The organism is Mycobacterium sp. IDUB_5 (assembly GCF_055419565.1).
Genome location: NZ_JBVAXX010000010.1, coordinates 38,919 through 63,006, shown reverse-complemented (window position 1 = coordinate 63,006; position 24,088 = coordinate 38,919). Strand labels below are relative to the sequence as shown.

At 68.2% G+C, this 24,088-nt stretch carries 18 protein-coding genes and 1 pseudogene; 5 read left to right on the top strand and 14 right to left on the bottom strand.

All coding sequences use genetic code 11. The features are described 5' to 3' along the window. Positions 1–1,020 (top strand): Rv2578c family radical SAM protein, encoded by a 1,020-nt coding sequence (locus ACZY1G_RS27365; protein ID WP_463824114.1) that lies wholly within the window; start codon positions 1–3, stop codon positions 1,018–1,020. Between the two features lie 3 nt (positions 1,021–1,023). On the opposite strand, the gene ACZY1G_RS27360 is transcribed toward ACZY1G_RS27365, so the two are convergent. Together ACZY1G_RS27360 and ypfJ are read right to left on the bottom strand one after the other, a co-directional pair. Next, positions 1,024–2,655, bottom strand: a complete 1,632-nt coding sequence (locus tag ACZY1G_RS27360; protein ID WP_463816580.1) for a DUF885 domain-containing protein — start codon at positions 2,653–2,655, stop codon at positions 1,024–1,026. Further along, positions 2,648–3,535, bottom strand: coding sequence for a KPN_02809 family neutral zinc metallopeptidase (gene ypfJ, locus ACZY1G_RS27355; RefSeq protein WP_463816579.1), 888 nt, complete (start codon positions 3,533–3,535; stop codon positions 2,648–2,650). The genes ACZY1G_RS27360 and ypfJ overlap by 8 nt, the downstream gene beginning before the upstream one ends. On the opposite strand from ypfJ, the gene ACZY1G_RS27350 reads away from it, so the two are divergent. After that, complete coding sequence (locus tag ACZY1G_RS27350; RefSeq protein WP_463824113.1) at positions 3,516–5,093, top strand: carboxylesterase/lipase family protein; 1,578 nt, start codon at positions 3,516–3,518, stop codon at positions 5,091–5,093. The genes ypfJ and ACZY1G_RS27350 overlap by 20 nt on opposite strands. On the opposite strand, the gene ACZY1G_RS27345 is transcribed toward ACZY1G_RS27350, so the two are convergent. After that, positions 5,087–5,584 carry an SRPBCC family protein gene (locus tag ACZY1G_RS27345; protein ID WP_463816577.1) on the bottom strand — a complete coding sequence of 166 codons (498 nt, stop codon included), beginning with the start codon at positions 5,582–5,584 and terminating at the stop codon, positions 5,087–5,089. The genes ACZY1G_RS27350 and ACZY1G_RS27345 overlap by 7 nt on opposite strands. A gap of 54 nt (positions 5,585–5,638) precedes the next feature. Here ACZY1G_RS27345 and aspS point away from each other — a divergent pair, with 54 nt between their 5' ends. Further along, positions 5,639–7,429, top strand: a complete 1,791-nt coding sequence (gene aspS / locus ACZY1G_RS27340; protein WP_463824157.1) for an aspartate--tRNA ligase — start codon at positions 5,639–5,641, stop codon at positions 7,427–7,429. Positions 7,430–7,432: 3 nt separating this feature from the next. Here the strand turns inward: aspS and ACZY1G_RS27335 are convergent. From ACZY1G_RS27335 to ACZY1G_RS27300, 8 genes and pseudogenes are all read right to left on the bottom strand, one after another. After that, positions 7,433–10,293: pseudogene (locus ACZY1G_RS27335) on the bottom strand (FAD-dependent oxidoreductase). Continuing rightward, positions 10,290–10,691: an SCP-2 sterol transfer family protein gene (locus ACZY1G_RS27330; protein WP_463824112.1), complete on the bottom strand. Its 402-nt coding sequence runs from the start codon at positions 10,689–10,691 to the stop codon at positions 10,290–10,292. The pseudogene ACZY1G_RS27335 and the gene ACZY1G_RS27330 overlap by 4 nt, the downstream one beginning before the upstream one ends. Continuing rightward, on the bottom strand, positions 10,684–11,682 hold the full coding sequence (locus ACZY1G_RS27325) for a hypothetical protein (protein ID WP_463824111.1): 999 nt from the start codon (positions 11,680–11,682) through the stop codon (positions 10,684–10,686). Before ACZY1G_RS27325 ends, ACZY1G_RS27330 begins: the two co-directional genes overlap by 8 nt. Then, complete coding sequence (locus tag ACZY1G_RS27320) at positions 11,679–11,936, bottom strand: hypothetical protein (RefSeq protein ID WP_463816574.1); 258 nt, start codon at positions 11,934–11,936, stop codon at positions 11,679–11,681. The genes ACZY1G_RS27325 and ACZY1G_RS27320 overlap by 4 nt, the downstream gene beginning before the upstream one ends. Further along, positions 11,933–12,388, bottom strand: a complete 456-nt coding sequence (locus ACZY1G_RS27315) for a hypothetical protein (RefSeq protein WP_463816573.1) — start codon at positions 12,386–12,388, stop codon at positions 11,933–11,935. Before ACZY1G_RS27315 ends, ACZY1G_RS27320 begins: the two co-directional genes overlap by 4 nt. After that, entirely contained in the window at positions 12,385–13,569 is a 1,185-nt protein-coding gene (locus tag ACZY1G_RS27310) for a polyprenyl synthetase family protein (RefSeq protein ID WP_463824110.1), read from the bottom strand. The genes ACZY1G_RS27315 and ACZY1G_RS27310 overlap by 4 nt, the downstream gene beginning before the upstream one ends. Then, positions 13,566–14,351 (bottom strand): hypothetical protein, encoded by a 786-nt coding sequence (locus ACZY1G_RS27305; protein ID WP_463824108.1) that lies wholly within the window; start codon positions 14,349–14,351, stop codon positions 13,566–13,568. The genes ACZY1G_RS27310 and ACZY1G_RS27305 overlap by 4 nt, the downstream gene beginning before the upstream one ends. 54 nt (positions 14,352–14,405) lie before the next feature. Next, on the bottom strand, positions 14,406–18,677 hold the full coding sequence (locus ACZY1G_RS27300; protein WP_463824155.1) for an AAA family ATPase: 4,272 nt from the start codon (positions 18,675–18,677) through the stop codon (positions 14,406–14,408). Between the two features lie 95 nt (positions 18,678–18,772). Here ACZY1G_RS27300 and ACZY1G_RS27295 point away from each other — a divergent pair, with 95 nt between their 5' ends. Next, complete coding sequence (locus tag ACZY1G_RS27295) at positions 18,773–19,222, top strand: nitroreductase family deazaflavin-dependent oxidoreductase (RefSeq protein WP_463824107.1); 450 nt, start codon at positions 18,773–18,775, stop codon at positions 19,220–19,222. Here the strand turns inward: ACZY1G_RS27295 and ACZY1G_RS27290 are convergent. After that, positions 19,219–21,813, bottom strand: a complete 2,595-nt coding sequence (locus ACZY1G_RS27290; RefSeq protein WP_463824106.1) for a flavin-containing monooxygenase — start codon at positions 21,811–21,813, stop codon at positions 19,219–19,221. The genes ACZY1G_RS27295 and ACZY1G_RS27290 overlap by 4 nt on opposite strands. Positions 21,814–21,975: 162 nt before the next feature. Here ACZY1G_RS27290 and ACZY1G_RS27285 point away from each other — a divergent pair, with 162 nt between their 5' ends. Further along, on the top strand, positions 21,976–22,368 hold the full coding sequence (locus ACZY1G_RS27285; RefSeq protein ID WP_463817162.1) for a nitroreductase family deazaflavin-dependent oxidoreductase: 393 nt from the start codon (positions 21,976–21,978) through the stop codon (positions 22,366–22,368). Here ACZY1G_RS27285 and ACZY1G_RS27280 read toward each other — a convergent pair. After that, positions 22,358–22,846, bottom strand: a complete 489-nt coding sequence (locus ACZY1G_RS27280) for a DUF302 domain-containing protein (RefSeq protein ID WP_463824105.1) — start codon at positions 22,844–22,846, stop codon at positions 22,358–22,360. The two genes, ACZY1G_RS27285 and ACZY1G_RS27280, sit on opposite strands and share 11 nt — an antisense overlap. Position 22,847: 1 nt before the next feature. Continuing rightward, complete coding sequence (locus tag ACZY1G_RS27275) at positions 22,848–24,032, bottom strand: thiolase family protein (RefSeq protein ID WP_463816567.1); 1,185 nt, start codon at positions 24,030–24,032, stop codon at positions 22,848–22,850. Positions 24,033–24,088 lie beyond the last annotated feature (56 nt).

Below are 24,088 nucleotides of genomic sequence, written 5' to 3'. Positions count from 1 at the left end.
ATGCGGTGGTCCGGTCAGAGCATCGATGTCGACGACGGAGCTCTTCCCGGTCTGCAGCGGCTCGGTCTGGTCCGCAGCGTGCGGACACCGGAGTTCCAGGGCATCACGTTTCACGAGGTACTGTGCAAGTCGGCGCTGAACAAGGTGCCCGCGGCCTCGATGCTGCCGTTCCAATACACCGTCAACGGCTACCGCGGCTGCTCGCATGCCTGCCGGTACTGCTTCGCACGCCCGACGCACGAGTACCTGGATTTCGACAGCGGCCAGGACTTCGACTCCCAGGTCGTCGTCAAGACCAACGTGGCCGAGGTGTTGCGGCGCGAACTGCGCCGCCCCTCGTGGACGCACGAGACCGTCGCGCTGGGCACCAACACCGATCCCTACCAGCGGGCGGAGGGGCGGTATGCGCTGATGCCGGGCATCATCGGCGCGCTCACCGACTCGGGCACCCCGTTCTCCATCCTCACCAAGGGCACGCTGCTGCGCCGCGATCTGCCGCTGCTCACCGACGCGATGCGGCGCGTCGACGTCAGTGTCGCGGTGTCCCTCGCGGTCGGAGATCCGGTGCTGCACAGCGCGATCGAGCCCGGGACGCCGACGCCGCAGGCGCGGCTCGGGTTGATCTCGGCGATTCGAGAGGCGGGCCTTCCCTGCCATGTGATGGTGGCCCCGGTGCTGCCGCGGCTGACCGATTCGGTGGCTCATCTCGACGACCTGCTCGGCCGGATTGCGGCGGCGGGTGCGACGAGCGTGACGGTCTTCGGTCTGCATCTGCGCGGCAGCACCCGCGGCTGGTTCATGGACTGGCTGGCGGCCACCTACCCGGATCTGGTCGGCGAGTATCGGCAGCTGTACCGGCGCGGCGCCTATCTGCCGGCCGACTATCGGGCGATGCTCGCGCAGCGCGCCGCCCCGCTGGTCGCGAAATACGGTTTGGGGCCGGGCCGTTCGTTTCGGCAAACCGGCCCGCGCCGACCCGCGCCAGCGCCGGCACTCCCGGCCCAGCCGGCGTTGTTCTGATCCTCAGTCGAGGAGCGCTGAGCGCAGGACGTCGAGCGGCAGCCCGCCCAGGTCCAACGCTCGCCGGTGAAACTCCTTGAGCGGCACGCCCTTTTCCGTCACCGTGTCCCGCAGTTCCTGCCAGATCCGCTGACCGATCGCGTACGACGGCGCCTGACCCGGCCACCCCAGGTAGCGGTCCAGTTCGAAGCGCAGGTTCTCCTCGGCCATCGCGCTGTGGGACTGCAGGAACGTCCACGCCCGGGCGGCATCCCAGGTGCCGCCGTCCGGCGCGGTCAGCCCGCAGTGCACACCGATGTCGATCACCACACGCGCGGCTCGGAAGCGTTGCGCGTCGAGCATGCCCATCCGGTTGCCTGCGTCGTCGAGCCACCCCAGTTCGGCCATCAACCGTTCGGCGTACAGCGCCCAGCCTTCGCCGTGCCCGGAGACCCAACAGCCGAGCCGGCGCCACCGGTTGAGTTCGTCGGCCAACACGACGGCGCGCCCGATCTGCAGATGATGACCGGGAACCCCCTCGTGGAAAACGGTGGTCATCTCCTGCCAGGTGTGGAACGTGCGCACGCCGGCGGGCACCGACCACCACATCCGGCCCGGGCGGGTCAGGTCCTCGGAGGGGCCGGTGTAGTAGATGCCGCCGGTGTTCGTCGGCGCGATACGGCACTCCAGCCGGCGCAGCGGCGGCGCGATCTCGAAATGCGTGTCCGCCAGTGCGTCGACGGCTCGGTCGGACAGGTCCTGCATCCACTGCGCCAGCGCCTCGGTGCCGTGCACCAGATACCGTTCCTCGTCATCGAGCCGCCGCAGCGCCTCGCTCGCGCTCGCCCCCGGATACAGCCGGTTGGCGATCGAATCCTGTTCGGCGACAATCGAGCTCAACTGGTCCAGGCCCCAGGCGTAGGCCTCGTCGAGGTCCACGGAGGCGCCGAGGAACGAGCGGGACAGCATCGCGTAGTCGTCGCGACCGCAGGCGTCGACCTCGCGGGCGTGGGGGCCGATCTCCTCGCGGAACACTCCGACCAGCGCGGCGTAGGCGTTGGCGGCGTCCTCGGCGCAGCGGCGCAACTCGGCGTGCAGCGTCAGATCGTCGGGCACCGCGTCGGCGACCATGTCCAGGTAGAGGCGCTGGATCTGGCCGGACTGGGCGATGCCGCGGCGGATCTGGCGCGCCGCGGGTGCGCGGCCCGTCGACACCGCCGCGCGCAGCGCGTCGGCGTATCCCGACACGCGCTCGGGCACCCGCGCCAGGCGCCGGGCGATCGTGGCCCAGTCGTCGGCGGTGTCGGTCGGCATCAGGTCGAACACGTCGCGCATCGTCTGCAGCGGTGAGGCGATCACGTTGAGTTCGCCGACATCGAGACCCGCGTCGTGCAGGTCGACCAGCACGGTGAGGCGTTCGGTCAGTGCGGCGGCGGTCACCACGTCGGCGTCGTCAGCCGGTGCGGTACCGGCCAGCTCACGCAGCCCGGCGCGCGCGGCGTCGGCGCGGGCCGCGCAGCCGTCGGGGGAGTAGTCGGTGACCTGGTCGTCGAAGCCGGCGATGCCGACCTCCGTTGCACCGCAGGGGTCCAATTGCGCCCAGGTGTCCAGATAGCGTTCGGCGACGGCGTCGACGGCCGTGGCTGCCCTACCCAAGGTCGCGGGCCGCGAACGTGTCGCACTGGGCGGGGTCACCGGTCTGGTAGCCGGTGGTGAACCACTTCTGCCGCTGCTCGGAGGAGCCGTGGGTCCAGGATTCGGGGTTGACGCGCCCGGTCGCGGACTCCTGGATCCGGTCGTCACCGACGGATGCCGCCGCGGAGAGGGCATCGGCGATGTCCTTGTCGCTCAACGGCTCCAAGAACGGCACCCCGGTGCCCTCCTGCTTGGTGATCGCCGCGAAGTGCGCCCAGACGCCCGCGTAGCAGTCGGCCTGCAACTCGGTGCGCACCCCGGCGCCGGTGGCGCCCTGCGGGTCCTGCTGGGCCCGGCCCAGCACGCCCTCGAGATTCTGGACGTGGTGGCCGAATTCGTGGGCGACGACGTACTCCTGGGCCAGCGGCCCTCCGCTGGAACCGAATTGGGTGGTCAGCACGTCGAAGAAGTCGGTGTCGAAGTACGCGGTCTGATCCACCGGGCAGTAGAACGGCCCCACGTCGCTGGTGGCCGGACCGCACCCCGTGTCGACCTGTCCGGTGAACAGGCGCACTTTCGGACGGGTGTAGCCCGGCATCAGCTGGGCCCACACACCGTCGACGGAGTTGCCGGTGGCGATCACCCGGCACTGCACGATCGCGTTCGCGTCGGCGCCGGTCTTGCACTGGCTCGTGTCGAAGCCCGGGGTGTCGGCGGTCTGCGGGCCGGCCTGCTGCTGCGGTACCACCGAGCTGGGATCGACCCCGAGGAACAGCGCCACGACGACGATCAGCAGGCCGCCCAGGCCGCCGCCGACGGCGATACCCCGGCCGGGACCGCGACCACCCCCGCTGGTCGACGTGGTGCTGGTATCGATCTGCATGCCCTCGTTGAAGGTCATGGCCCCACCTCGCTTCGCCGCCGGGCCCGGATGCCGGGCCCGTCAAGAATCGCACACTACGATTCGCGTTGTGGCAGTCGTCGCCGGACCATCCACCGTCGTGCGTACCTCGCTGGGTGAGCTGCGCGGCGACATCGAGGGCGGCATCGGGGTGTGGCGCGGCGTGCCGTACGCGCAGCAGCCGATCGGGCCGCGGCGGTTCCTGGCTCCGGCGCCACCGATGCCGTGGGACGGGGTGCGCGATGCTCTCGAGCATGGGCCGCTGCCGCCGCAGACCACGTCGTTCGTCGGGGGCGGCCGCGACGATCCCAAGGTCCGCGACGAGGCCTGCCTGACGGTGACGGTCTGGTCGCCGGACACCACCGCCGCGCTGCCGGTGATGGTGTGGATTCCCGGCGGGGCATTCGTCTACGGCGCCGGGCAGTTCCAGCTCTACAACGGGTCGCGCCTGGCGGCCAACGGCAACGTCGTCGTCGTCAACGTGACCTACCGGATCGGCGTGTTCGGTGGTCTCGAGCTCGGGGATCTGGGTCCGGGTTTCGACGACAACCTGGCACTGCGCGATCAACTCGCTGCGCTGCGCTGGGTGCGCGAGCACATCGCGTCGTTCGGAGGAGATCCGGATCGCGTCACGGTGTTCGGGGAGTCGGCCGGAGCGACGTCGGTGCTGGCACTGCTCGCCTGTCCGCAGGCGAGCGGGTTGTTCCACCGCGCGATCGCGCAGAGCCCCGCCTTGCCGCTGATCGCCGACCGGGCGTTACGTGCGGAGCGGGCCCGCGATTTCCTCGGCCACCTCGGTGTGCCGGCGGCCGAGGTGGCCGAACTGCCGCAGCGGCAGCTGCGCCGCGCCGCCGGTCAGGTGCAGCTGGCGAGCGCGGCGCAGACGCCCATGTTGGCCTACGGGCTCACGCACGGCACCGAGCTGCTGCCCCGCCATCCGATTGACGCGGCCCGCGCCGGCGAGATCGCCCGCGTACCGCTGATCATCGGCACCAACAGCCACGAGGCCACGATGTTCGCCTGGACCCGGCCGCCGATGCTGCCCACCACGAAGGAGTCGGTGCACGCCTACTTCGACCGGGTCGGCCCCGACGTCAAAAATTCTGTGCTGCAAGCATATCCGCGCTATCCGCGGCGCAGCGCCCTCATCGCCATCGGCTCCGACGTGATGTTCGGCGGGCCCGCCTGGGCATTCGCAGACGCCTACAGCTCACGCGCGCCGGCCCGGATGTACCGGTTCGACCACGCAGGGCTGAGCCTGCGCCTGCTCGGCCTCGGCGCCACTCACGGCAGCGAGATCGTGCACGTACAGCACAGCTACGCGTCCTTCATCGGACGCAAGCTGCATCCGCTCGGGCGGCGCTTCCCGCCGTCGGTGGGCGTCCGCATGCAACGCACCTGGCTGGACTTCGCCTGCAGCGATCGCGTCCACGACGAGGCGAACTGGCCTCTCTACGACGTCGAGCATCGTCGGACCCGCCTGATCGCCACGCGACGGGACGCGGTCGAGGAAGACCCGGATCGAGTGCGCCGCAGCGCATGGGCCCGCATCTACTGACGGGCGAACCGCTCGTCGGTGTAGCGCCGCAGCTCGTTCAGGAAGCGCTGGCACATCCGGTTCATCACCGGCGCGCCCAGCGTCAGTCCGGCCCGTCCGGCGAGGTTCGCGGGCTGCAGCGCCATGATCCAGGTCAGGTGGCACCCCCGCGATGTCGGCACCACGCGATAGTCCTCGGCGAACGCCGCCATGGCGGACGTGCTGATCTCGTTGAAGCGAAAAGCCATGCGTTCGAAGGTGTCCCAGGCCAGGAACTCCTCCTTGCCGCTGAGCCCACCGCGCATCTCGACGGTGCGGGTGGTGCCGACGCCGCGCGGTGGCGGGCTGGTCCAGGTGACCTTGGTGATCACCGTGGCCCAGTGCGGCCAGGAGTTCTCGTCGGCCAGCACCTCGAACAACTGCTCCGGAGTGATCGCGAGGTCGACCGTGCTGACGATGCGGTAGGGCGCGGAGTCCAGGAACTCGAGGCCGACGCGTTCGCAGGCGTGCATAGCCAGCACCTTAGTCAGGCCGGAAGACCCCACCTCTAGACTGGTTTGTCGATCATCACCGTCTTTGAGGAGTACTTCGTGCTGCGTACCCGCACCGCCGGATCGTTGCGTGCCGCCGACGCCGGTCAGACGGTCACGCTGGCCGGATGGGTGGCGCGCCGCCGGGACCACGGCGGCGTGATCTTCATCGACTTGCGTGACTCATCAGGCGTTGCCCAGGTGGTGTTCCGGGACGGGGCGGTCCTCGAGCAGGCGCACCGGCTGCGCTCGGAGTTCTGCGTTGCCGTCACCGGCGTCGTCGAGATCCGGCCCGAGGGCAATGCCAACGCCGAGATCGCCACCGGCGAGGTCGAGGTCAACGCGACGTCGTTGACGGTGCTGGGGGAGAGCGCACCGCTGCCGTTCCAGCTCGACGAGACCGCCGGCGAGGAAGCGCGCCTGAAGTACCGCTATCTGGACCTGCGCCGCGAGGGCCCGGGGCAGGCAATCCGCCTGCGCTCCAGGGTGAATGCCGCCGCCCGCGGAGTCCTTGCTGACCACGACTTCGTCGAGATCGAGACGCCGACGCTGACCCGCTCGACCCCCGAGGGTGCCCGCGACTTCCTGGTGCCCGCCCGCCTGCAGCCTGGGTCCTTCTACGCGCTGCCGCAGAGCCCGCAGCTGTTCAAACAGCTGCTGATGGTCGCGGGCATGGAGCGCTACTACCAGATCGCGCGCTGCTACCGCGACGAGGACTTCCGCGCCGACCGCCAGCCCGAGTTCACCCAGCTCGACATGGAGATGAGCTTCGTCGAGGCCGACGACGTGATGGCGGTGTCCGAAGAGGTGCTGCGGGCGCTGTGGGCGCTGATCGGCTACGACCTGCCGACTCCGCTGCCGCGGATCAGCTACGCCGAGGCGATGCGGCGGTTCGGCAGCGACAAGCCCGACCTGCGGTTCGGGGTGGAGCTCGTGGAGTGCACCGAGTACTTCGCCGACACGCCGTTCCGGGTGTTCCAGGCCCCCTACGTGGGTGCGGTGGTGATGCCGGGCGGAGCCGCGCAGCCGCGGCGCACGCTCGACGGCTGGCAGGAGTTCGCCAAGCAGCGTGGCCACAAGGGGCTGGCCTACGTGTTGGTCGGCGATGACGGGGAGCTGTCCGGTCCGGTCGCCAAGAACCTGTCCGAGACCGAACGTGCCGGCCTGGCCGCCCATGTCGGCGCGAATCCCGGTGACTGCGTGTTCTTCGCCGCGGGTACGCCGAAGGCGGCGCGGGCGCTGCTGGGCGCCACCCGCATCGAGATCGCCAAGCGTCTCGACATGATCGATCCGAGCGCGTGGGCGTTCACCTGGGTGGTGGACTGGCCGCTGTTCGAGCCGGCCGACGACGCGACCGCATCCGGTGACGTCGCCGTCGGGTCGGGCGCCTGGACCGCGGTGCACCACGCGTTCACCGCGCCCACGCCTGAATCCGAGGCGACGTTCGACACCGATCCGGGCTCGGCGTTGGCCAACGCCTACGACATCGTCTGCAACGGCAACGAGATCGGCGGCGGCTCGATCCGTATCCACCGCCGCGACATCCAGGAGCGGGTGTTCGCGATGATGGGCATCGACCACGACGAGGCCGCCGACAAGTTCGGATTCCTGTTGGACGCCTTCACTTTCGGCGCGCCGCCGCACGGCGGTATCGCGTTCGGCTGGGACCGGATCGTCGCGCTGCTCGCCGGGGTGGACTCGATTCGCGAAGTGATCGCGTTCCCGAAGTCCGGCGGTGGGGTCGACCCGCTGACCGATGCGCCCGCGCCGATCACGCCGCAGCAGCGCAAGGAATCCGGCATCGACGCCAAGCCGGAGTCCAAGTAGCGGTCACTCGAGGCCGGCGCGTCCGGCGAGTCCCCTGAATTGTTGGGTCACGGCGCTCAGGTCGGGCACCGGTGTGGTCGGGCCCGCGGCCTCCATGGCCGGCGGTCTGGCGATCCGCTGCCCCCGGGCAATGACAGCGGCCTGCTTCGGTGTGCCCGAACGCACGTTCAGGCTCCCGTCTTCGCCGCCGATCAGCGGGGCGGGTCCGAACACTTGCCCTCCGTACTCGTCGCTCGGCGGTTCGGCCCGACGGTTCGGCGGCCATGGTGACGCGGACGCTCTGGACGATCTGCTGGCGCTGGAATCGTCGGGTGGGACGGGCTCTCCGCGCCGTGGCGGAGATTCGGCGTGGGCCGAGCCGTCCTCGGTGGGCGCGGACTCCCGGCTCCCCGGTTCGCGGCTGACAGTCCCCACTGACTGCTCCAGGTAGTTGCGCCAGGCGTGGATGTAGCCGAACAGCTGATGCGTGGGATCGGCTGAGGGAGGTGCCGGCGGAAATCCGAGTGGCATCGCCGGGCTCGGCCCGATGCTCGGCCCGAGGTTCGGGACGGTGGAAGCCAGCGCTGCCAGTGCGTCGAGCAGTTGGCGCCAGGCCTGCAGATGGGCCTGCAGCTGGTGGTTGTCGTCGGCCGGCACGGTCATGTTCGACCTCCAAAGGGTGCGATCAGGGTGTCCAGTGGGTGTGGCAGCGATTGCTGAAAGTATTGCGAATCGAGGATGCGCAGCGGCCGGGTATCGGCAGGTTCGCGGTTCTCGATGTCGAAGATGTAGCAGTAGTCGCCGGCCGGTGTCGGCATGCGGACCGGACTCGACAACCCCTGGTCGAGGAAGCCGTACGGGAACCGCCACGGCAGCGTGGTGTGTTCCCGCTCGTCCACTCCGCCCGATTCGACCCACACGTAGTGGTCCAGGATCGCGTTCACCGCGTGCCGGGCCGACTCGCACGCCGCTTCCATCGACGTCAATCGCGTGAACGTGCGGTTCCACGTGCCCGCGAACACCACCGAGTTGTGATGGACCTGGTAGCCCCCGTGACGCGCCTGCCACACATGCCGTGTCTCCACGTCTGCGCACCAGTCGCTGTAGGCGAACTCGTAGACGATGGACGTCCCGTGCGGATTCCACGGATCGCCACCGGGACGGTTCTCCCAGTCGCCGACGATGGGCACCAGATACGGGGTTTCGTTGCCCACCACGCGGCCGGCGCTCTGACCGGGCCGGGCTGTGCGGAGCCCTCGATCGAGGGCGTACCAGACCGGCCGCGGGAGCAACGCGTCCGGCCCGTTGGCGGCGTCGTTGGTCAGGGCCGTGGTCAATTGCCGCCAGACTTCGGCGGCGATCTCGTCCGGTGTGCAGTCGCGCGCCGTCTTTCCGCGGCCCAGCTCGTCGACGAGATACGTGGACGGGGTGTTGAAATCGGCTATGTCGACCGACATCACGGAGATGTGGCCGTCGCGCGACAACTGCGGCTGCTTCTCCCAGAGGCCCTGCTGGTTGATCGAGGACAGGCCCCACTCCGAGCCGGCGTAGTACATGTGTCCGCGCAGCAACTGGAACTCGGTGTCGAAGTAGAACTGGATCCCCGTCATGGTCTGGAACCGGTCCCACGGCACTCGGCCCACCTCGTCGATCAGATAGGGGTTCCGGCGGTGTGGCGGGCGCGTCTGCTGGGGTTGGAGCGGCTCCTCAGGTGGCGGAACCGAAGTGGCGAAGCCGTCCAGCCCTGCCACCGTTCCGCCGGTACCGGCGTCGCGCAACGACGACGTGAGCCATTCCGCCGCAGGCGCATCCACCGCGACGACGGTGTAGTCGGGGGCCAGTCGTGTGCCGTCGGTCAACCTGATTCGAACCCGCGCCCGCAGATGAGCAGGCTGGGTGAGGTCGATCGCGGGCGGTTCCAGATCCTCGGCGCCCGCATGCACGAATCGAACCCCGAGGCAGAGAAGATGCCGGTACCAATGGTCGAACCACGCCTCACTCGTCGGTCCGTTGAGGACCCCGTCGGCCTTGTCGTCGTGGCGATCCATGTTCAGGAATAGCTGCAGATAGCTGACGATGTTGGTGCGCGCGTCACCCCAATTCGGGTCGAAGGCAACGAGCACCCGGGGCATGTCGCGAAGCATGCGGTCGAAGTCGGGGGAGTAGGTGTACTGCGGCTGGCCGGTGCTGTCCTTGCCGACGAAGAAGTCGTAGCTCGATACGTTCTCCAGTTCAGCGCCGCGCCGCAGCGGGCTGGTGACGAGGAAACGGAGGAGTCGGCTCTGGAAATACGCGATGTCCTCGGCGGGCAAGCCGAGCTTCCTGAGCTGAGCGACGACGCTGAAGAACTCGGCCAGGCTGCGCGGTCGTTCCCGCGGGAAGACGAGCGAGGGTTGGCCGGGAACCGTTGTGCCCTGGGTGATCACCCGGCGGACGTTGTCCATCACGGTCCGCGAGGTGCACTGCCACCGGGACATCTGCGCATCGGCACACTCGTAGACGGGGATTCGTTGAAGCAGATCCCAGATGTGGAGGTAATACGCGGGGAAGAACCGGAAACCATGCTCACCGGCCACTGCACACCCCGGTGGTTGTGCGGTGCCCCGTCGACCGGGGAACGGCCTCAGTTCCGCGGGGCTGCCATCGTGGGTGCCCGCTGTCGAGAACTGCGATGCGGCAAGTCCTCCGAGTTTGACCGGCGGATGCATGCCCGGCGGCGCGGTCGCGAGCCCGTTGCGCTCGTCCTCGCGGTACTCGTAGACCGTGACGTCGAAGCCGCGTAGGGCCAATTCGTGGGCGGCGGTCAGACCAGCGATGCCCGCGCCGAGCACCGCGACCGTGGGACGCTGGTCGTGCGACGCCGGTGTGGTGATCGGCCGTGTCATGTCGGGTCCGCCCGCAACGCGTCGATCAACTCGGACTGCGCGGGAGCGCGCGCGGCGGCGTGGACGTAGGCGCGCAGCGTGTCGTGAGTGCGCGCAACGTCGTTCAACGATCCTCTGACGTCCACGGTGCCGATGTCGATGGCATCCTGCAGGCTCGTTTCAGCGTCGAGGACGGCGACGATGACGGCTCGGCTGGTGGCGATCCGGACATTCGCGCGCGCCGGTCCGTCAGCGACGGTCAGTCGGCCGCCGCCGATCAGCGAGAACCGTTCGCCGTCCACCTCGAGTGCGACCACGAGTGGTCCGAGTGCGTCCGCCATGAGTCGATAGCTGGCTGGAACCGCCTCGGCGAGGTGCTCCACCGACCGGCGCAACAGAGACGAGACCGGTTCAGCCATAGAGAAACTCGAATACCGCAGCACCGTCGAAATCCATGCGCTGATCGCCGACGTTGCCTGTGACACGCGCGGTGCCGCCGGCCTCGCAGAGAACCGTGCACGCGTCGAGCGCAACGTCGGACGGATGAGCCAGTCGCGCGTAGGAGGTGGGGTGGACGTCGGCGTGCACGGTGTCGCCGTGACGCTCCGCAAAGATCTCCAGGCGTTCGGGCACGCCCGGCACCCTGCCGTCGACGACGAGGCCCAATGCTGGCGGCAGCGTGCAGTCGGGCGGGCGCGACAGCGCGCCGTGAACCCGGGTGGTGACCGCGGAGCGCAGCAGCATCGCGGCAGGTTCGTCCCGGTGCCATACGTACACCGCTTGGGAGGTGAACCGCAGACGCCGTCGATCGGTCATCTGCAGCATTACGATCGACCATGGGTTGTCGCGCTCCGTGGGCACGATCGTGCCCCAGGTCCAGCCGAAATCACCGCCCCATCGGAAGCGTCCCCAATTGTGGTCGTGGTAGGCGAGGTCATCGTCGAAGACCATGTCGCGGCCGTCGATGTGGAGCCGGCCCGCCGCGTGGAGGCGCGGCACGAACAGCCAACTCATCCGGCCCTCACCGACCGCCTGGTTGTTGACCACGAACGGTCGGCTTCTGGGGGTGAACGTCAGCTGTCCGTGAATTCTGCTGCGGGGTAGGTCGAGTGACACCTGGTAGCCGTCAGGGGTCACTCGCACGCCGTTGGTTCCGATCGTCAGCTCGCCGAGATCGGGGGATACCTGCACCGACGATGCGTCGAAGCGTTCGACGGCTCCGGTCCACCGTCGATCGAGGGCGATGACGATCATTCTGGACGAAAAGTCGCCGCTGAGGCTGAAGTTGATGAGCACATGGCAGTCCGGTCCATGGACGATGAAGTGCTGCCATTCCTTGTAATCACTCGGATCCGCTCGGGCCAGCAACGGCGCGCGGATGAAGTCGCTGCGCGAGAGTGTCGCCGTCACCGCAGCCACCTCGTGGGTTCCCGCACCGCCGGCATGTCGTCACCAGGCATCACAGAGGCGAGGTTCTCGATCGACCTGCCCAGGCTCGCGACCCCGACCAGCATGTGAACGAAGTCATCAGCCGCACTCAGGGTTTGGTGGCCAGTGTCAGATGCGAGCGCTTCGACCGCCTTGGCCGCCGCCACGACACCCATCAGGTAGCCGATGAGCGAGCTGTGTTCGGCGAGCGCCGGGCGGGGATCAGAGAGCGTCATGCGAAGCCTTCTGGCCGGAACCGGGACAGAACCGCATCGTCGAGGCCGTCGGCGACGACGGTGTCGGCGAACAGGGTCGCCCAGGCATCCGGCGGGCAACCCGGCTGCGCGGGACCGTCGAGCACGTTGAGGCTCACGGTCTCCCAGACCATCCGTAGGTTTTCGACCGCTTCCGATGACGCGAGTGCGTCGCGCAGCTGTGCTCCCTCCGGTGTCTCGGCGTAGCGGCGCCCCTGAGCGACGAGGACGTCGTGGACGTGGCGAGCGGCCGCCGGACTGCCGAGCACGGCGCGGCGCAGTCCGAGCAGCAGTTCGTAGGTGGTGCGGTGGGCGCCGGACTCCTCAGGCGGTTGCGGGTGCAGTCCTGGGGCCTGTTGCTCGACCAGATCCAGCACGGATTCGCGGACGCGTTCCAACTCGGCGAGCGCGGCGATCAGTTCCTCGGGTTTCACCGGGTCCGCCAGTGCACATAATCGACGACGCTGACAAGAGCGTCGCGGTGGTGGCTCGGCGGAAGCCAGTCGAGATCGGCGAGGATCGCGGCAGCTTCGCGTGCGTGGTGAGCGGCGACCTTCTTGGCGTGTTCCAGCGACCCCACGTCGACCATGAGTCGATGCAGCCACCGGATGTCGTCGAGTGTCTTGGGGTCCGAGACATGTTGTGCGCTCAGGTACATGCGGATGGATTCGCGGCCGCTGCCTGAGAGCTCACCGCGTCGCGCCAGCTTGTCCAGGAGTTCCAGCAGGCCGGATTCACTGTCGGTGGTCGGGCGACGCTTGGCCAGGATGTGAAGGGCGCGTTCCCGATCGAACGGGCGGGCGCGGCGCAACACATGCAGAAGCATCAACGTGCGCTTGCCCTCCCAGAGATCGCCGCCGATCTCCTTTCCGTAGACGTCGGGGTCGGCACGCAGATTGAGCAGGTCGTCGGTGATCTGGAACGCGGCCCCGAGGTGCCGGCCAAGGGCTTCCAGAGGCGCGAGTCGCCCGGCGCTCTCGCCGGCGGCGATCGCACCCACCTGAAGAGGCGTGATGAAGGAGTACCAGCTGGTCTTCAGTTCGACCATCGTGAGGTAATCCGAGTCGTCCAGGTGCCAGGCGTTGGATCGCACCCAGTCCAATTCGATCGCTTGGCCCTCGACCGTTCGGCGGGTCATGTGCGACACGGCACGCAGGACACGCAGGGCAGGACCCAGACCGATGCGCTCGACATTGTCGAGCAGGGGCTGCAGGGACAGCGACAGCATGGCGTCACCGACGTTGACGGCCACCGGGATGCCGTGGTCGATGTGGAGGGTGGGTTTGCCGCGCCGCCACCATGATTCGTCTTCGATGTCGTCGTGGATGAGGAAAGCGTTGTGATAGAGCTCGAGGGTGGCTGCAGTCGGCAGCACGGCGTCGAGGTGGCCGCCGAGGCCGAGACACATGGCGATGCTGAGCGAGGGACGTAACGCTTTGCCCCCGCGACGGGGGTAGTCGAGGACCAGCTCGTACAACCCCCCGACCGCGGGCTGGTCGGCCCCGAAGAGGCGACCGATCTCCGCGTCACAGGCCCCTTTGCACAGTTCGAGGTAATCGTCGAGCGAATTGCCGGCGCGTGGGGCCGCGGACGTATCCGGGTCGATCACTGTCATGGCGCGCTGAGCAAAACCAGGCCGCTTGAATCCTTGACTCGGAGAACAGCTTTCACGCGCACCGCAAGACGGAGCTTGTTGTCGCCGTTCTCCCCGACCACTTCCAGGCTCGGGGGTACCGTGACCGCGAGGTCCACCGGCTCTTCGCCGGGGGAGGCGTCTCCGGCGGCGCCCTGTGCTATGCGCTGACGGCGGCCCACGAGAACGGCTCGCGCGGGATCATTGTTTGCGATGGGGTTTTCGAGCTGCTCCACGCGATGCAACGAGCCGATGTTCGCCCCATCGAGCAGGGACTGGAGGATCGAATAGCCGCCGACGAACTTGCTCAGCACCTTCAGGCCGCTGGTATTGGTGAGCAGGCAACCTGGAGCGCGGAAGCCGCCCTGCTCGACGAGTACACGCGCATCGATGAGGCTGCCGAGGAGCGTGCCCTCGTCTGTGGTGTCGAGGATCTCCGGCGCGGAGTTGCCTGCCAGCGCCACGGCAACGTCCTGGTCGACTAGCGCTGCGAGGTCGCCAGCGCGTTTGATGGCGAGGTTGAGCAGCGCGGTGGGCGACGAGGAGGTCGCGGTGGCCAGAGTCACGTCGAAAGGGACGGACCAACCCGCTCCGACCGCGATCACGCCGGGCTGCGCGGCGTTGACATCGTCGGCCGGCACCTCGGTGCGCGACGGATCGCCGGTGTCCCAACGGGGAATCGACTGCCAGGCAACACAACAGTTCTCGAAGGTTTCCAGCACAGCCTGATTCGCCATGGCCAGCTGCTGCGCACTCAGATACATGTCTGCCCCCCTGTGAAAATCATCATGACACTCCAGATGACCGATGGATAGTGCTCACTTCTGCTGCAGCATCACGTCTTGGCCCGGACGCATCTCGCCGCGCGCCATCGCGTCGCAGTGCGCGAGGTGCAGAGGCGCCACCGGATCGTCCGGAAGCAACTCCTGACACCGGGTGAACGCTCGGTGGGCACCCTCGACCTCGCCGGAGTCGAACAGGGTGAACGCCTCGTCGTAGACGGCCTGAGCGGCACGCTTGGCAGATCTCACGGGGTCCGGATCATCGTCGTACACCTCGAAAATGGTCACCGGGCGGCGTCGGTTGACCACCATGACGCGCTCCATCCGGCGGATGTCGAAGCGATCCGAATCTGCCAGCCGCGCCTGCGTTGCATCGGACATCAGCACAGCGGATCCATAACGCTTCGTGAGGCTCTCGATGCGTGCCGCGAGATTCACCGCGTCACCGATCACCGTCAGAACCATGCGGTTCACGCCGCCGACCAATCCGACACCGACCATGCCGGTGTTGATTCCGATCCCCACTCGGAGCTCCTCTGAGCCGCGCGCCGCGCGTTCCTCGTTGTGTTCGCGCAACGCGCGCAGCATCGCCAGACCCGCCCGGAGAGCGTCGGATGGTGATTCGAAGATCGCGAGGATCTCGTCACCGCGGACGTCTTGGACCAAACCGTTGCAGCTGACGATGGGCAGCTCCACAGCGCGCAAAAAACCCATCGCGAGGTCGCCTGCCTCGTTGATGTCCATGTCCTCGAGCATCGTGGTGTAGCCGCGGATGTCGCTGATGAGCACGGTCATCTCCCGCTCGACCCGATGACCCGCGCGCACGCGGCGCAGATCGTCGATGTCGAGGATGCGCAGAACCTCATTGGGGACGAATCGGGATTGGGCATCGATGAGCGACTGCCGGTATTCGTCGGCTGCACGGAGCGCAGCCTCCAATTGGAGGTTCCACAGCGGTGCGGCGGCTTGAGCGCACAGGAAGGCGAGCGCCTCTCGTTCACCTGTGGTGAAGCGGTCGCCGGTCCTCTCGTGCTCGGCGTAGATGACGCCGACCAGGTTGCCGTGCAGTCGAATCGGCACGGCCAGCGCTCGATCCGACGCGTCAGATGCCTGTGGATCGTTGCTGCGAGCCGCCCGGTTGACGAGCTCGGCGTCCGACGGTTCGGCGCCAACCCCGGTGCGGACGCGGCCGTCGCGATACCACGCCCGCACCACGAGCGCCTCTGCCGGACCGGTCAGCAGGAGCACTGTGCCCGCACCCGTCGTGTCGGCCACCGACTGCAGGATGATGCGGTTCACGTCCTCTTCGGTTCCGGCTCCGGACAAGGCTCTCAGAAGTTGGTGTGCGACAACGGGGTCGACACCGGCTGTCGTCGATCGCACCAGCTCGCGGCCCAGCAGCCACGGGTGTTTGCGGGCGAGCCAGTCCGTCCTGACCGTGAGCCCGAGGCCTACCCACGTCTGGTACGCAGAGTGCAGCATGTGGTCCCGGAAGGTCGTACGGCCAGTCTCGGCATAGACGTCTGCCGCCTCCTCGTGGGCACGTGCGCTGATCATCGGCAGGTTGTGGTCCTGAGCGAGCTGGATGGCTTGATGCAGATGCCGTTCGGCGGCGTCGTACTTCCCGCGCGTCCGTGCCCACGCCCCCTCGACGAGAGCGTGTGCCGCTGCGTGGTTCTCCGGAACTCCATCGGCAGCCTTGCGGTACATCGCCAGCGTCCGCCGCACGAAGTGTGCGGTGGACCGACCCCGTGGGTTCTCGGCCATCATGCTCAGCGCGCCGATCATGTGCACGAGTGGAGCGATGACTGAGCCGACCATCCCGTCAGGGTGCGCCATGATCTCTTCGGTCGCCTCGACGGCGCCGGCGTGGTCGCCCGACCAGAAGTGCAGGCCCTGGCGGTTGATCGCCGCATTGTTGAGAATCACCTGCTCGCCCTCGCGTTCGGCCGCCGGCAGGACTTCGCGTTCGTCGTAACCGCTCTCACCGGCGAGCAACAGGACGTCATCGGACCGGCCCATCAGATTCAGGGCCATCTGCTGCATCGCCTGCAGGAGCCTTTTCGGCACGGGTAGCGAACGCACGTCGGGAATCAGAGAGCGGGCCAGCATGTCGATGTCACCCAACGGCGTGCCCGCCCAGAACGCCTGCGAGAGAAGCGTTGCGGCGAGGAATCCCGCGATTTCCTGGTCGCCCTGATCGAGAGCCGCCGTGACTGCCTCGCGCAGGTCCCCCAATCCGCTGCGCACCGGATGACGCCAGTGCCGGACGAAGCAGTAGTAGAGAAAGGTGGTCTCGGGAACTGCGGCTCGGTACTGCGGCCGCTGGGTGAGTGCCATCCCGGCTTCGCCGAACCGTTGCGCACCCACGGTGTCGCCCAGGATCACCAGCAGCAGAGCGTAATTGGCGAGTACGCGAGGAGATGACCGGGTGTGCCCGTGAGCGAGCATGAGTCCCAATTGCTTTCGGACCAGCAGCGGGAAGAGATTGGGCCGCACGTTGTACGACTCGTGGCAGAGGGTGACCGCCATGCGTTGCTTCTCCACCACGAGGGGATCGTCACACCGTGGCAGGGCCAACAGTTTCGCGTTGCTCCACCGGCTCATTGCCCACCGCATACGCAACACGGCATTGGCCATCCGGGGCTTGCCTGCGTCGGTGGGAATGGGCTCACCGAACTCGGACAGCGCGCGCAGCCCGGCGTCCATCGCCTCCTGTGGACGGTCCACCGCGAAGAGGCTCTTGACCCGCAAATAGGCCAGCCGCAGGTGGTCGGACGGCTCGGGCAGGTGCGGAGAGGCCTCGTCGAGCAGCGCGTGCAGCCCGGTGTAGTCACCCACCAGCAAGGACGCGTCGGCGGCATTGAGGTACAGCTCGCGGGTGGTGGCGAAGTGCGCGGTCCACCGATCGGCGCCGAGCAGCTCCAGACCGGCTCGGCAGTAGGTGAGCGCCAGGGGGAACGAGGCCTGCGCGCGCGCTCGAGCGGCGGCGCGTCCGAGCACGTCGGTGAACGTCAGCCGCTCCTCGTCGTTCTCGGGCAGGCTCAACCCCCCGATACCGAGATGGCGGGCGGCCTCGAACAACCGTGCATCGCCGAGGCCGGTCAGCCGGCGGCCGAGACGCAGGTGCGCCGCCCGCCGATCGTCGTCCGACATCCCGGCGCGGGCGGTCTCGGCCACCCGATCGTGGCAGAAGCGGTACCGGGCATCGCGGCGTATCGCGTTGCCGATTCGGCGACCGTGCTCGTCCAGCGCCTCGATCACCCGCAGTTCCATGCTCGACCACAGCGCGCGCGACACCACCTCGGCGGGCTGTCCGGCCGCGGCGATCGCGTCGGAGAGATCGAACTCGCCGCCGATGAACGCCAGGGCACCGAGAACGGCCCTGTCCATCGGACGCAGCAGTCGCAGATGGTTGCCCACGAACTCGGCCTCCGTGGCCGACACCTCGATCGACGCCAACACGCGCAGGTCCCACCCCGGCCGTCGACCGTCATCGGGCGGGATCAGGGCCCCGTCGTGTTGCGCGCGGTGCAGGAGCTGGCGAATCTGCAGCGGGTTGCCCCCGGTGCGGTGGTGGAACTCGGCGGCGACGTCGGCGAGTTCCGCGCCATCACCGGCCGCGGCGGCGAGCATTTCTTCGGTCTCGGTGACGCTCATCAGCGACAGGTCCACGATCGTGGCCGACGCGAAGTCCGCCTCAGCGTCGAACTCGCCCGTGCGATGGGTGCCGACGACGAGAACGTTGCGCGGCGCCACCGCCAGCAACTCCACGAGCAACAGCAGCGAATCTCGGTCGGCCCACTGCAGGTCGTCGACCGCCAACACCACGGTGCGGTACCGCGCGGTCACCGACACCAGTTGGATGGCCGCGCGGTGCAGGCGATGGCGTGCGTCGGCCGCATCGACATCGGGCACAGGTGCGGCCGGTCCGAGCGAGGCGGTCAGGCCGGGAACGAGTTCGGCGAGGACTCCGGGCAACGACGTCGAGACCTGCGTCAGGCTGGTCCGCCACCGGTCCCGTTCGGCGGCCGGCATCGCCTCCATGTTCTCTGCCAGCTCTTTCAGGGCATCGCCGAGTGCACTGTAGGGGGACGGCGCGCCCTCGCGGCAGCGACCGTAGGCGAAAATGCAGTCACGCGAGGCGACTTCGTCGCCGAAGGCCTGCAAGACCGTCGACTTGCCGACTCCGGGGGCGCCCCGCAGCAGGACGCAGGTGCCGCCGCGGCGCTCCGCATCTTCGACAGCGTCGCGCAACTCGGCGAGTTCGCGCCGTCTGCCGACGACGCGACCGTCGATGTCGAGCAACGGAACGTCCACGGTGCCGCGCCTCCTTGTCTGCGCAACCGGTTGCCTCATGCTATTGACACAGTCTCTGCATCGCAGGCCGATATGGTGCGCGTATGAGCGAGATCGACAAGACGAAGATGTACTCCGACACCGCGGCACTCGACGACTTCAACCGAAAGATCGTCGAGGAGTTCCGCGCCAACGGTGGCACGGTCGGTGGTCCGTTCGCAGGTGGCACGCTGCTGTTGCTGCACACCGTCGGCGCGAAGTCGGGGCAGCCGCGGCTCTCCCCTCTGGCGTATCTGACGATCGACGAGAAGATGATCATCGTCGGCTCGTATGCCGGGGCGCCCAACAACCCGGCGTGGGTGCACAACCTGCGGGCCAACCCGCGGGCTCGGATCGAGGTCGGCACCGAGACGTGGGACATGGTCGCGCGGGAACTGCCCGCCGACGAGCGTGACGCCATGTGGCCGAAGGTCGTCGAGTACTCCGAGGTGTTCGCCGGCTATCAGGCGAACACGTCGCGGACGATCCCGCTGTTCGAGCTGACGCGCCCTTAATCGACGCCGGGCAGCACACCCGCCGGCGTCCTCGTGAGCATTCTGGTGATCGCTTCGGCGAATTGCTCGCGCACGGGTGCACCGGACACCACCAGTCCGACCATGCTGAGCGAGCAGTGCGTGTGGCCGCGGGCTCGGATGTGGTCGACGGGAACGCCGGCCGCCGCCAGCGCCGCGGCGTAGGACTCGCCCTCGTCCCGCAGGACGTCGAATTCGTTGGTGACGAGGACCGCGGGCGGCAGACCGCGCAGGTCCGCCGCGCGCAGCGGCGCGATCCGCGGGTCGCACCGGTTCGGCGGGTCGCAGTACTGGTCGAAGAACCACCGCATCAGCGAGGCGTCCAGGTCGTAACCGGAACCGCACTCGGCATAGGACGTGCGGTTCGTGTCGGTGTCGGTCACCGGTGCGATGAGCGCCTGTCCCACGAGGGACGGTCCACCGGAGTCCCGCGCCACCTGGGTGACCACTGCGGCGAGACCCGCGCCCGCACTCCACCCGCTCACCACGATGCGTGTCGGGTCGCCACCGAGGTCTGCAGCGTGGTCGGCCACCCACGAGGCGGCGGCGACGGCGTCGTCGACGGCAGCCGGGAATCGGTCTTCGGGGGCGTGCCGGTAGTCCGCCGACACGACGACCGCCCCGGTGCGGACGCAGAGATCGCGGCACAGACCGTCGTCGGACGTCGAGTCGCCGAGCACCCACCCCCCGCCGTGGAAGTAGAGGACGACCGGGTGCGGGCCGGCGGACTGCGGTCGGTACAGGCGGTAGGCCATGTTCCCGGCCGGCCCCGGATACACGCCGTCGACGACGTCGGCCACCGCCGGGCCCGGGGGATACGTCGCGATGATCGCGCCCAACGTGGCGCGGGCGTCAGGCGGTGACATCGACTCCAACGGCGGCAAATCCATCAGTGCCATCTGCTCGAGAACCATGTGGACGTCGGGCTGCAATCGGCGGATCACCCCGTCGCGACATCTCTGCCCGGACGGCCCGGTGCGGCGGAAGCCCAGCAGATCCCCGGCGAGCATCTCGTCACACGCCGCTCGGTAGAAGTCGACTCCCGCGGTGTATGGCATGAACACCGATGGCTTGCCGGGGATGTTCGCGCCGCGATACCACGAGTCGGCCTGCGGGAAGAGCGTGATGGAGGCGCAGTCGTCGACATGCTGCATCCACCCCGCGACCGCCGTCTCGGTGGGCTCGATGGTGTGAAACCCGTTGCTGCCCAACCCCGTGACGAGCTCGGTGACCAGATCGACGTGCTGCTCGATGGAGACCGCCATGTTCGACAGCACGGACGGGCTGCCCGGACCGGTGACGAGGAACAGGTTCGGGAATCCGGCCACGGTGAGTCCGAGGTAGGTCTGGGGGCCGTGCGCCCATGCCTGCCGCAGTGTCAGATCGTCGCGACCGACGATGTCGACGGACAGGACGGCGCCGGTGACGGCGTCGAAGCCGGTGGCGAAGACGATCGCGTCGACGTCGAAAGACTGGCGCTCGGTGGCGATTCCCGAAGCCGTCACCGAACGCAGGGGGTCGCGGCGCAGGTCGACGAGTCGGACGTTGTCGCGGTTGAAGGTGGCGTGGTAGTCGGTGTCGAGGCAGACGCGTTTGGCGCCGATGGGGTACCCGGTCGGGCACAGCGCCTCCGCGGTCTCCGGGTCGTCGACCGCGGCCCTGATCTTCGCCCGGAAGAACTCGGCGAGTTCACGGTTGGCTCCAGGATCCGACATCACGTCGGAGTAGACGTTGAGCAGCTCCAGCAATTCGCCGATTTCCCAGGCTCTTTCGTAGCGCTGGCGCCGTTGCTCCTCGGATGCCGTGAAGGTGGGAGTCATCGTGCGCTCGATGGGGACACCGCCGAACGACAGCCGGCCGGCCGCGCGGTAGGCGGCCTCGTCGCGGACCTGCTCGAGCTTGGCCGGCGCCAGTGGTCCGTTATGGGCAGGCAGCGAGAAGTTCGGGGTGCGTTGGAAGACGACGAGCTCGCGTGCCTGTCGGGCGATGTGCGGAATGCACTGGATGCCAGACGATCCCGTACCGATGACGGCGACGCGCTGCCCTGTGAAGTCGACCGGGTCGCGCGGCCAGCGGCTGGTGTGGTAGGTCGCTCCGGCGAAGCTTCCGATGCCGGGGATGTCAGGATCTTTCGGGATGGACAGGCATCCGGTCGCCATCACCAGGTGCCGGCACGTCGTGATCTGCGAGCCCGTCTGGACATGCCACACGGACTGCCGCTCGTCCCAGCGGGCCGCATCGACACGGGTGTCGAACACGATGTCGCGACGCAGGTCGAACTTGTCGGCGACGTGGTCGAGATAGCGCAGGATCTCCGGCTGGGTGGCGTACTTCTCCGACCACTGCCAGTCGCGCTGCCAGTCCGGGTCGAACGTGAACATGTAGTCCACGCTCGGGATGTCCACTCGGGCGCCCGGATAGCGGTTCCAGTGCCAGGTGCCGCCGATGTCGTCACCGGCCTCGAACACCCGCACGGTCAATCCTGCAGACCGAAAGCGATGGACAGCGTAGAGCCCGGCGATGCCTGCGCCCACCACCACGATGTCGACAACGGGCGAAACGCTCCCGGTCATCACCCCATCGTCCGCCGCCGTCACGGGAAATGAAATGGTTTCGCGCGAATTCGAGCTCGTCCGGGAATAGATCGTCCGCCCAGCGGGTCGTGACCCGGTGTGAGTGACACAGAAGAATTCAACTCAGAAGAACTGGTCAACAACGCTGACGCGCTGAACCAGATGAACCGGCAGGTCGTCGAGGAGTTCCGCGCCAACGGCGGCAAGGTCGGTGGACCGTTCGAGGGGTCGCCCATCGTGCTGCTGACCACGACGGGCGCGAAGTCGGGGCAGCCGCGGCTGTCCCCGTTGGTGTATTTCGAGATCGACGGCCGCATCCTGATCGCCGGCTCGATGGGTGGAGCGCCGAAGGCGCCGGCGTGGGTGCACAACCTGCGCGCTCACCCGTCGGTCCACGTCGAGATCGGCGAGGAGTCCTACGACGCGACGGCCAGGGAGCTGCCGCGCGAGGAGCGCGACGCGCTGTACCCGCGCGTCGTCGAGAAGGCGCCCCAGTTCGGGGAGTATCAGGCCAAGACGAGCCGGGTGATTCCGCTGTTCGAGCTCACGAGGTGACCTTCGCGGCCAACGCCGCCAGCTTGTCGTCGAGTGCCTCGGCGGCAGCACGCAATTCCGCGTCGGACTCGACCAGCATCAGCGACGACGGTCTGACATAGGTGAGGCTGCTGCCGCCGTCTTCGTCGAGAATCAGCACCTCGACCGGAACGAACAGACCGGCCGTCTGGTCGTGGCGCAGCATCGTGATCGCGATCAACGGGTTGCCGAGGATCACCCGCAGGACCTTGCGCTCGACACCGGCCTTGGTGATCCACGCGCCGTGATCGAGTGCAGAGAACAGCATGAAACCGCTGGGGCCGACATAGGGTTCCACGCGATCCCGATAGGCCTGCCAATCGCCGCCCGCGGCACCGATCTCGGTGATCGGCACCGGCTGCTCGCCGATGTCGGCGAGCAGCGCGGCGACAAGGTCGTCGTGACTCTTGGCGCTGTCGTAGCGCACCCGGACTCCCTCGAAGCGAGTCTCGGTCGGCATGTCAGAGCCGCTCGATGATCGTGGCGTTCGCCATGCCGCCGCCCTCGCACATCGTCTGTAGGGCGTAGCGACCCCCGCGCTGCTCCAGGGCGTTGACGAGCGTGGTCATGATGCGCGCGCCACTGGCGCCCAGCGGGTGTCCGATTGCGATCGCACCGCCGTTGACGTTGGTGCGAGACAGGTCGGCACCGGTGTCGCGGGCCCACGCCAGCACGACGGGCGCGAACGCCTCGTTGACCTCGAACAGGTCGATGTCGGCGAGCGACAGGCCCGAGCGCGCCAGCACCTTCTCGGTCGCGGGGATCACGCCGGTCAACATGTACAGCGGGTCGGAGCCCACCGCGACCGTGGTGTGGATGCGCGCCAGCGGGGTCAGGCCGAGGCGGCGCGCGGCCGCCCCGCTGGTGATCATCACCGCGGCGCTGCCGTCGGAGAGCGGTGAGCTGTTGCCGGGCGTGATGTGCCAGCCGATCTGCGGGAAGCGCGCCCCGATCGCCTCGTTGTAGAACGCCGGCCGCAACCCGGCCAGCGTCTCGACCGTCGTGTCGGGCCGGACGATCTCGTCGTGGGTCAAGCCGGCGATCGGCGCGAGTTCGGCGTCGAACAGACCGTCCTTGGCGGCGCGCGCCGCCTTTTGATGGCTCTCGGCGGAGAACTCGTCGAGCTCGGTGCGCGACAGGTTCCACTTCGCCGCGATCAGCTCGGCGCTGATGCCCTGCGCCACGAGGCCGTCGGGGTAGCGCTGCGCCATGCCGTCGCCGAACGGGCTGCTGCCCGGCAGCACCGCCGCACCCATCGGCACCCGACTCATCGACTCGACGCCGGCGGCGATCACGATGTCGTAGGCACCCGCCAGTACTCCCTGGGCGGCGAAGCTGATGGCCTGCTGGCTGCTACCGCACTGGCGGTCGACCGTCGTGCCAGGGACGGACTCGGGAAATCCCGCGCCCAGCAGCGCGTTGCGGGCGATGTTGAGCGCCTGGTCGCCGGCCTGGGTGACCGCGCCTGCGATGACGTCGTCGATCTCGACCGGATCGACGCCGGTGCGGCTGACGACCTCGCGCAGGCTGTGGGCCAGCAGATCGGCGGGGAGGACCTCGTGCAGCGCGCCGGTGGCCTTACCCTTGCCGACGGGTGTGCGCACCGCGCCGACGATGACGGCATCGCGATCTGAGTATTCGGACATGGGTCCTCCTGGAGACTCGACTCTGAGTACTGCTCTCTATACTCAGATGTAACACC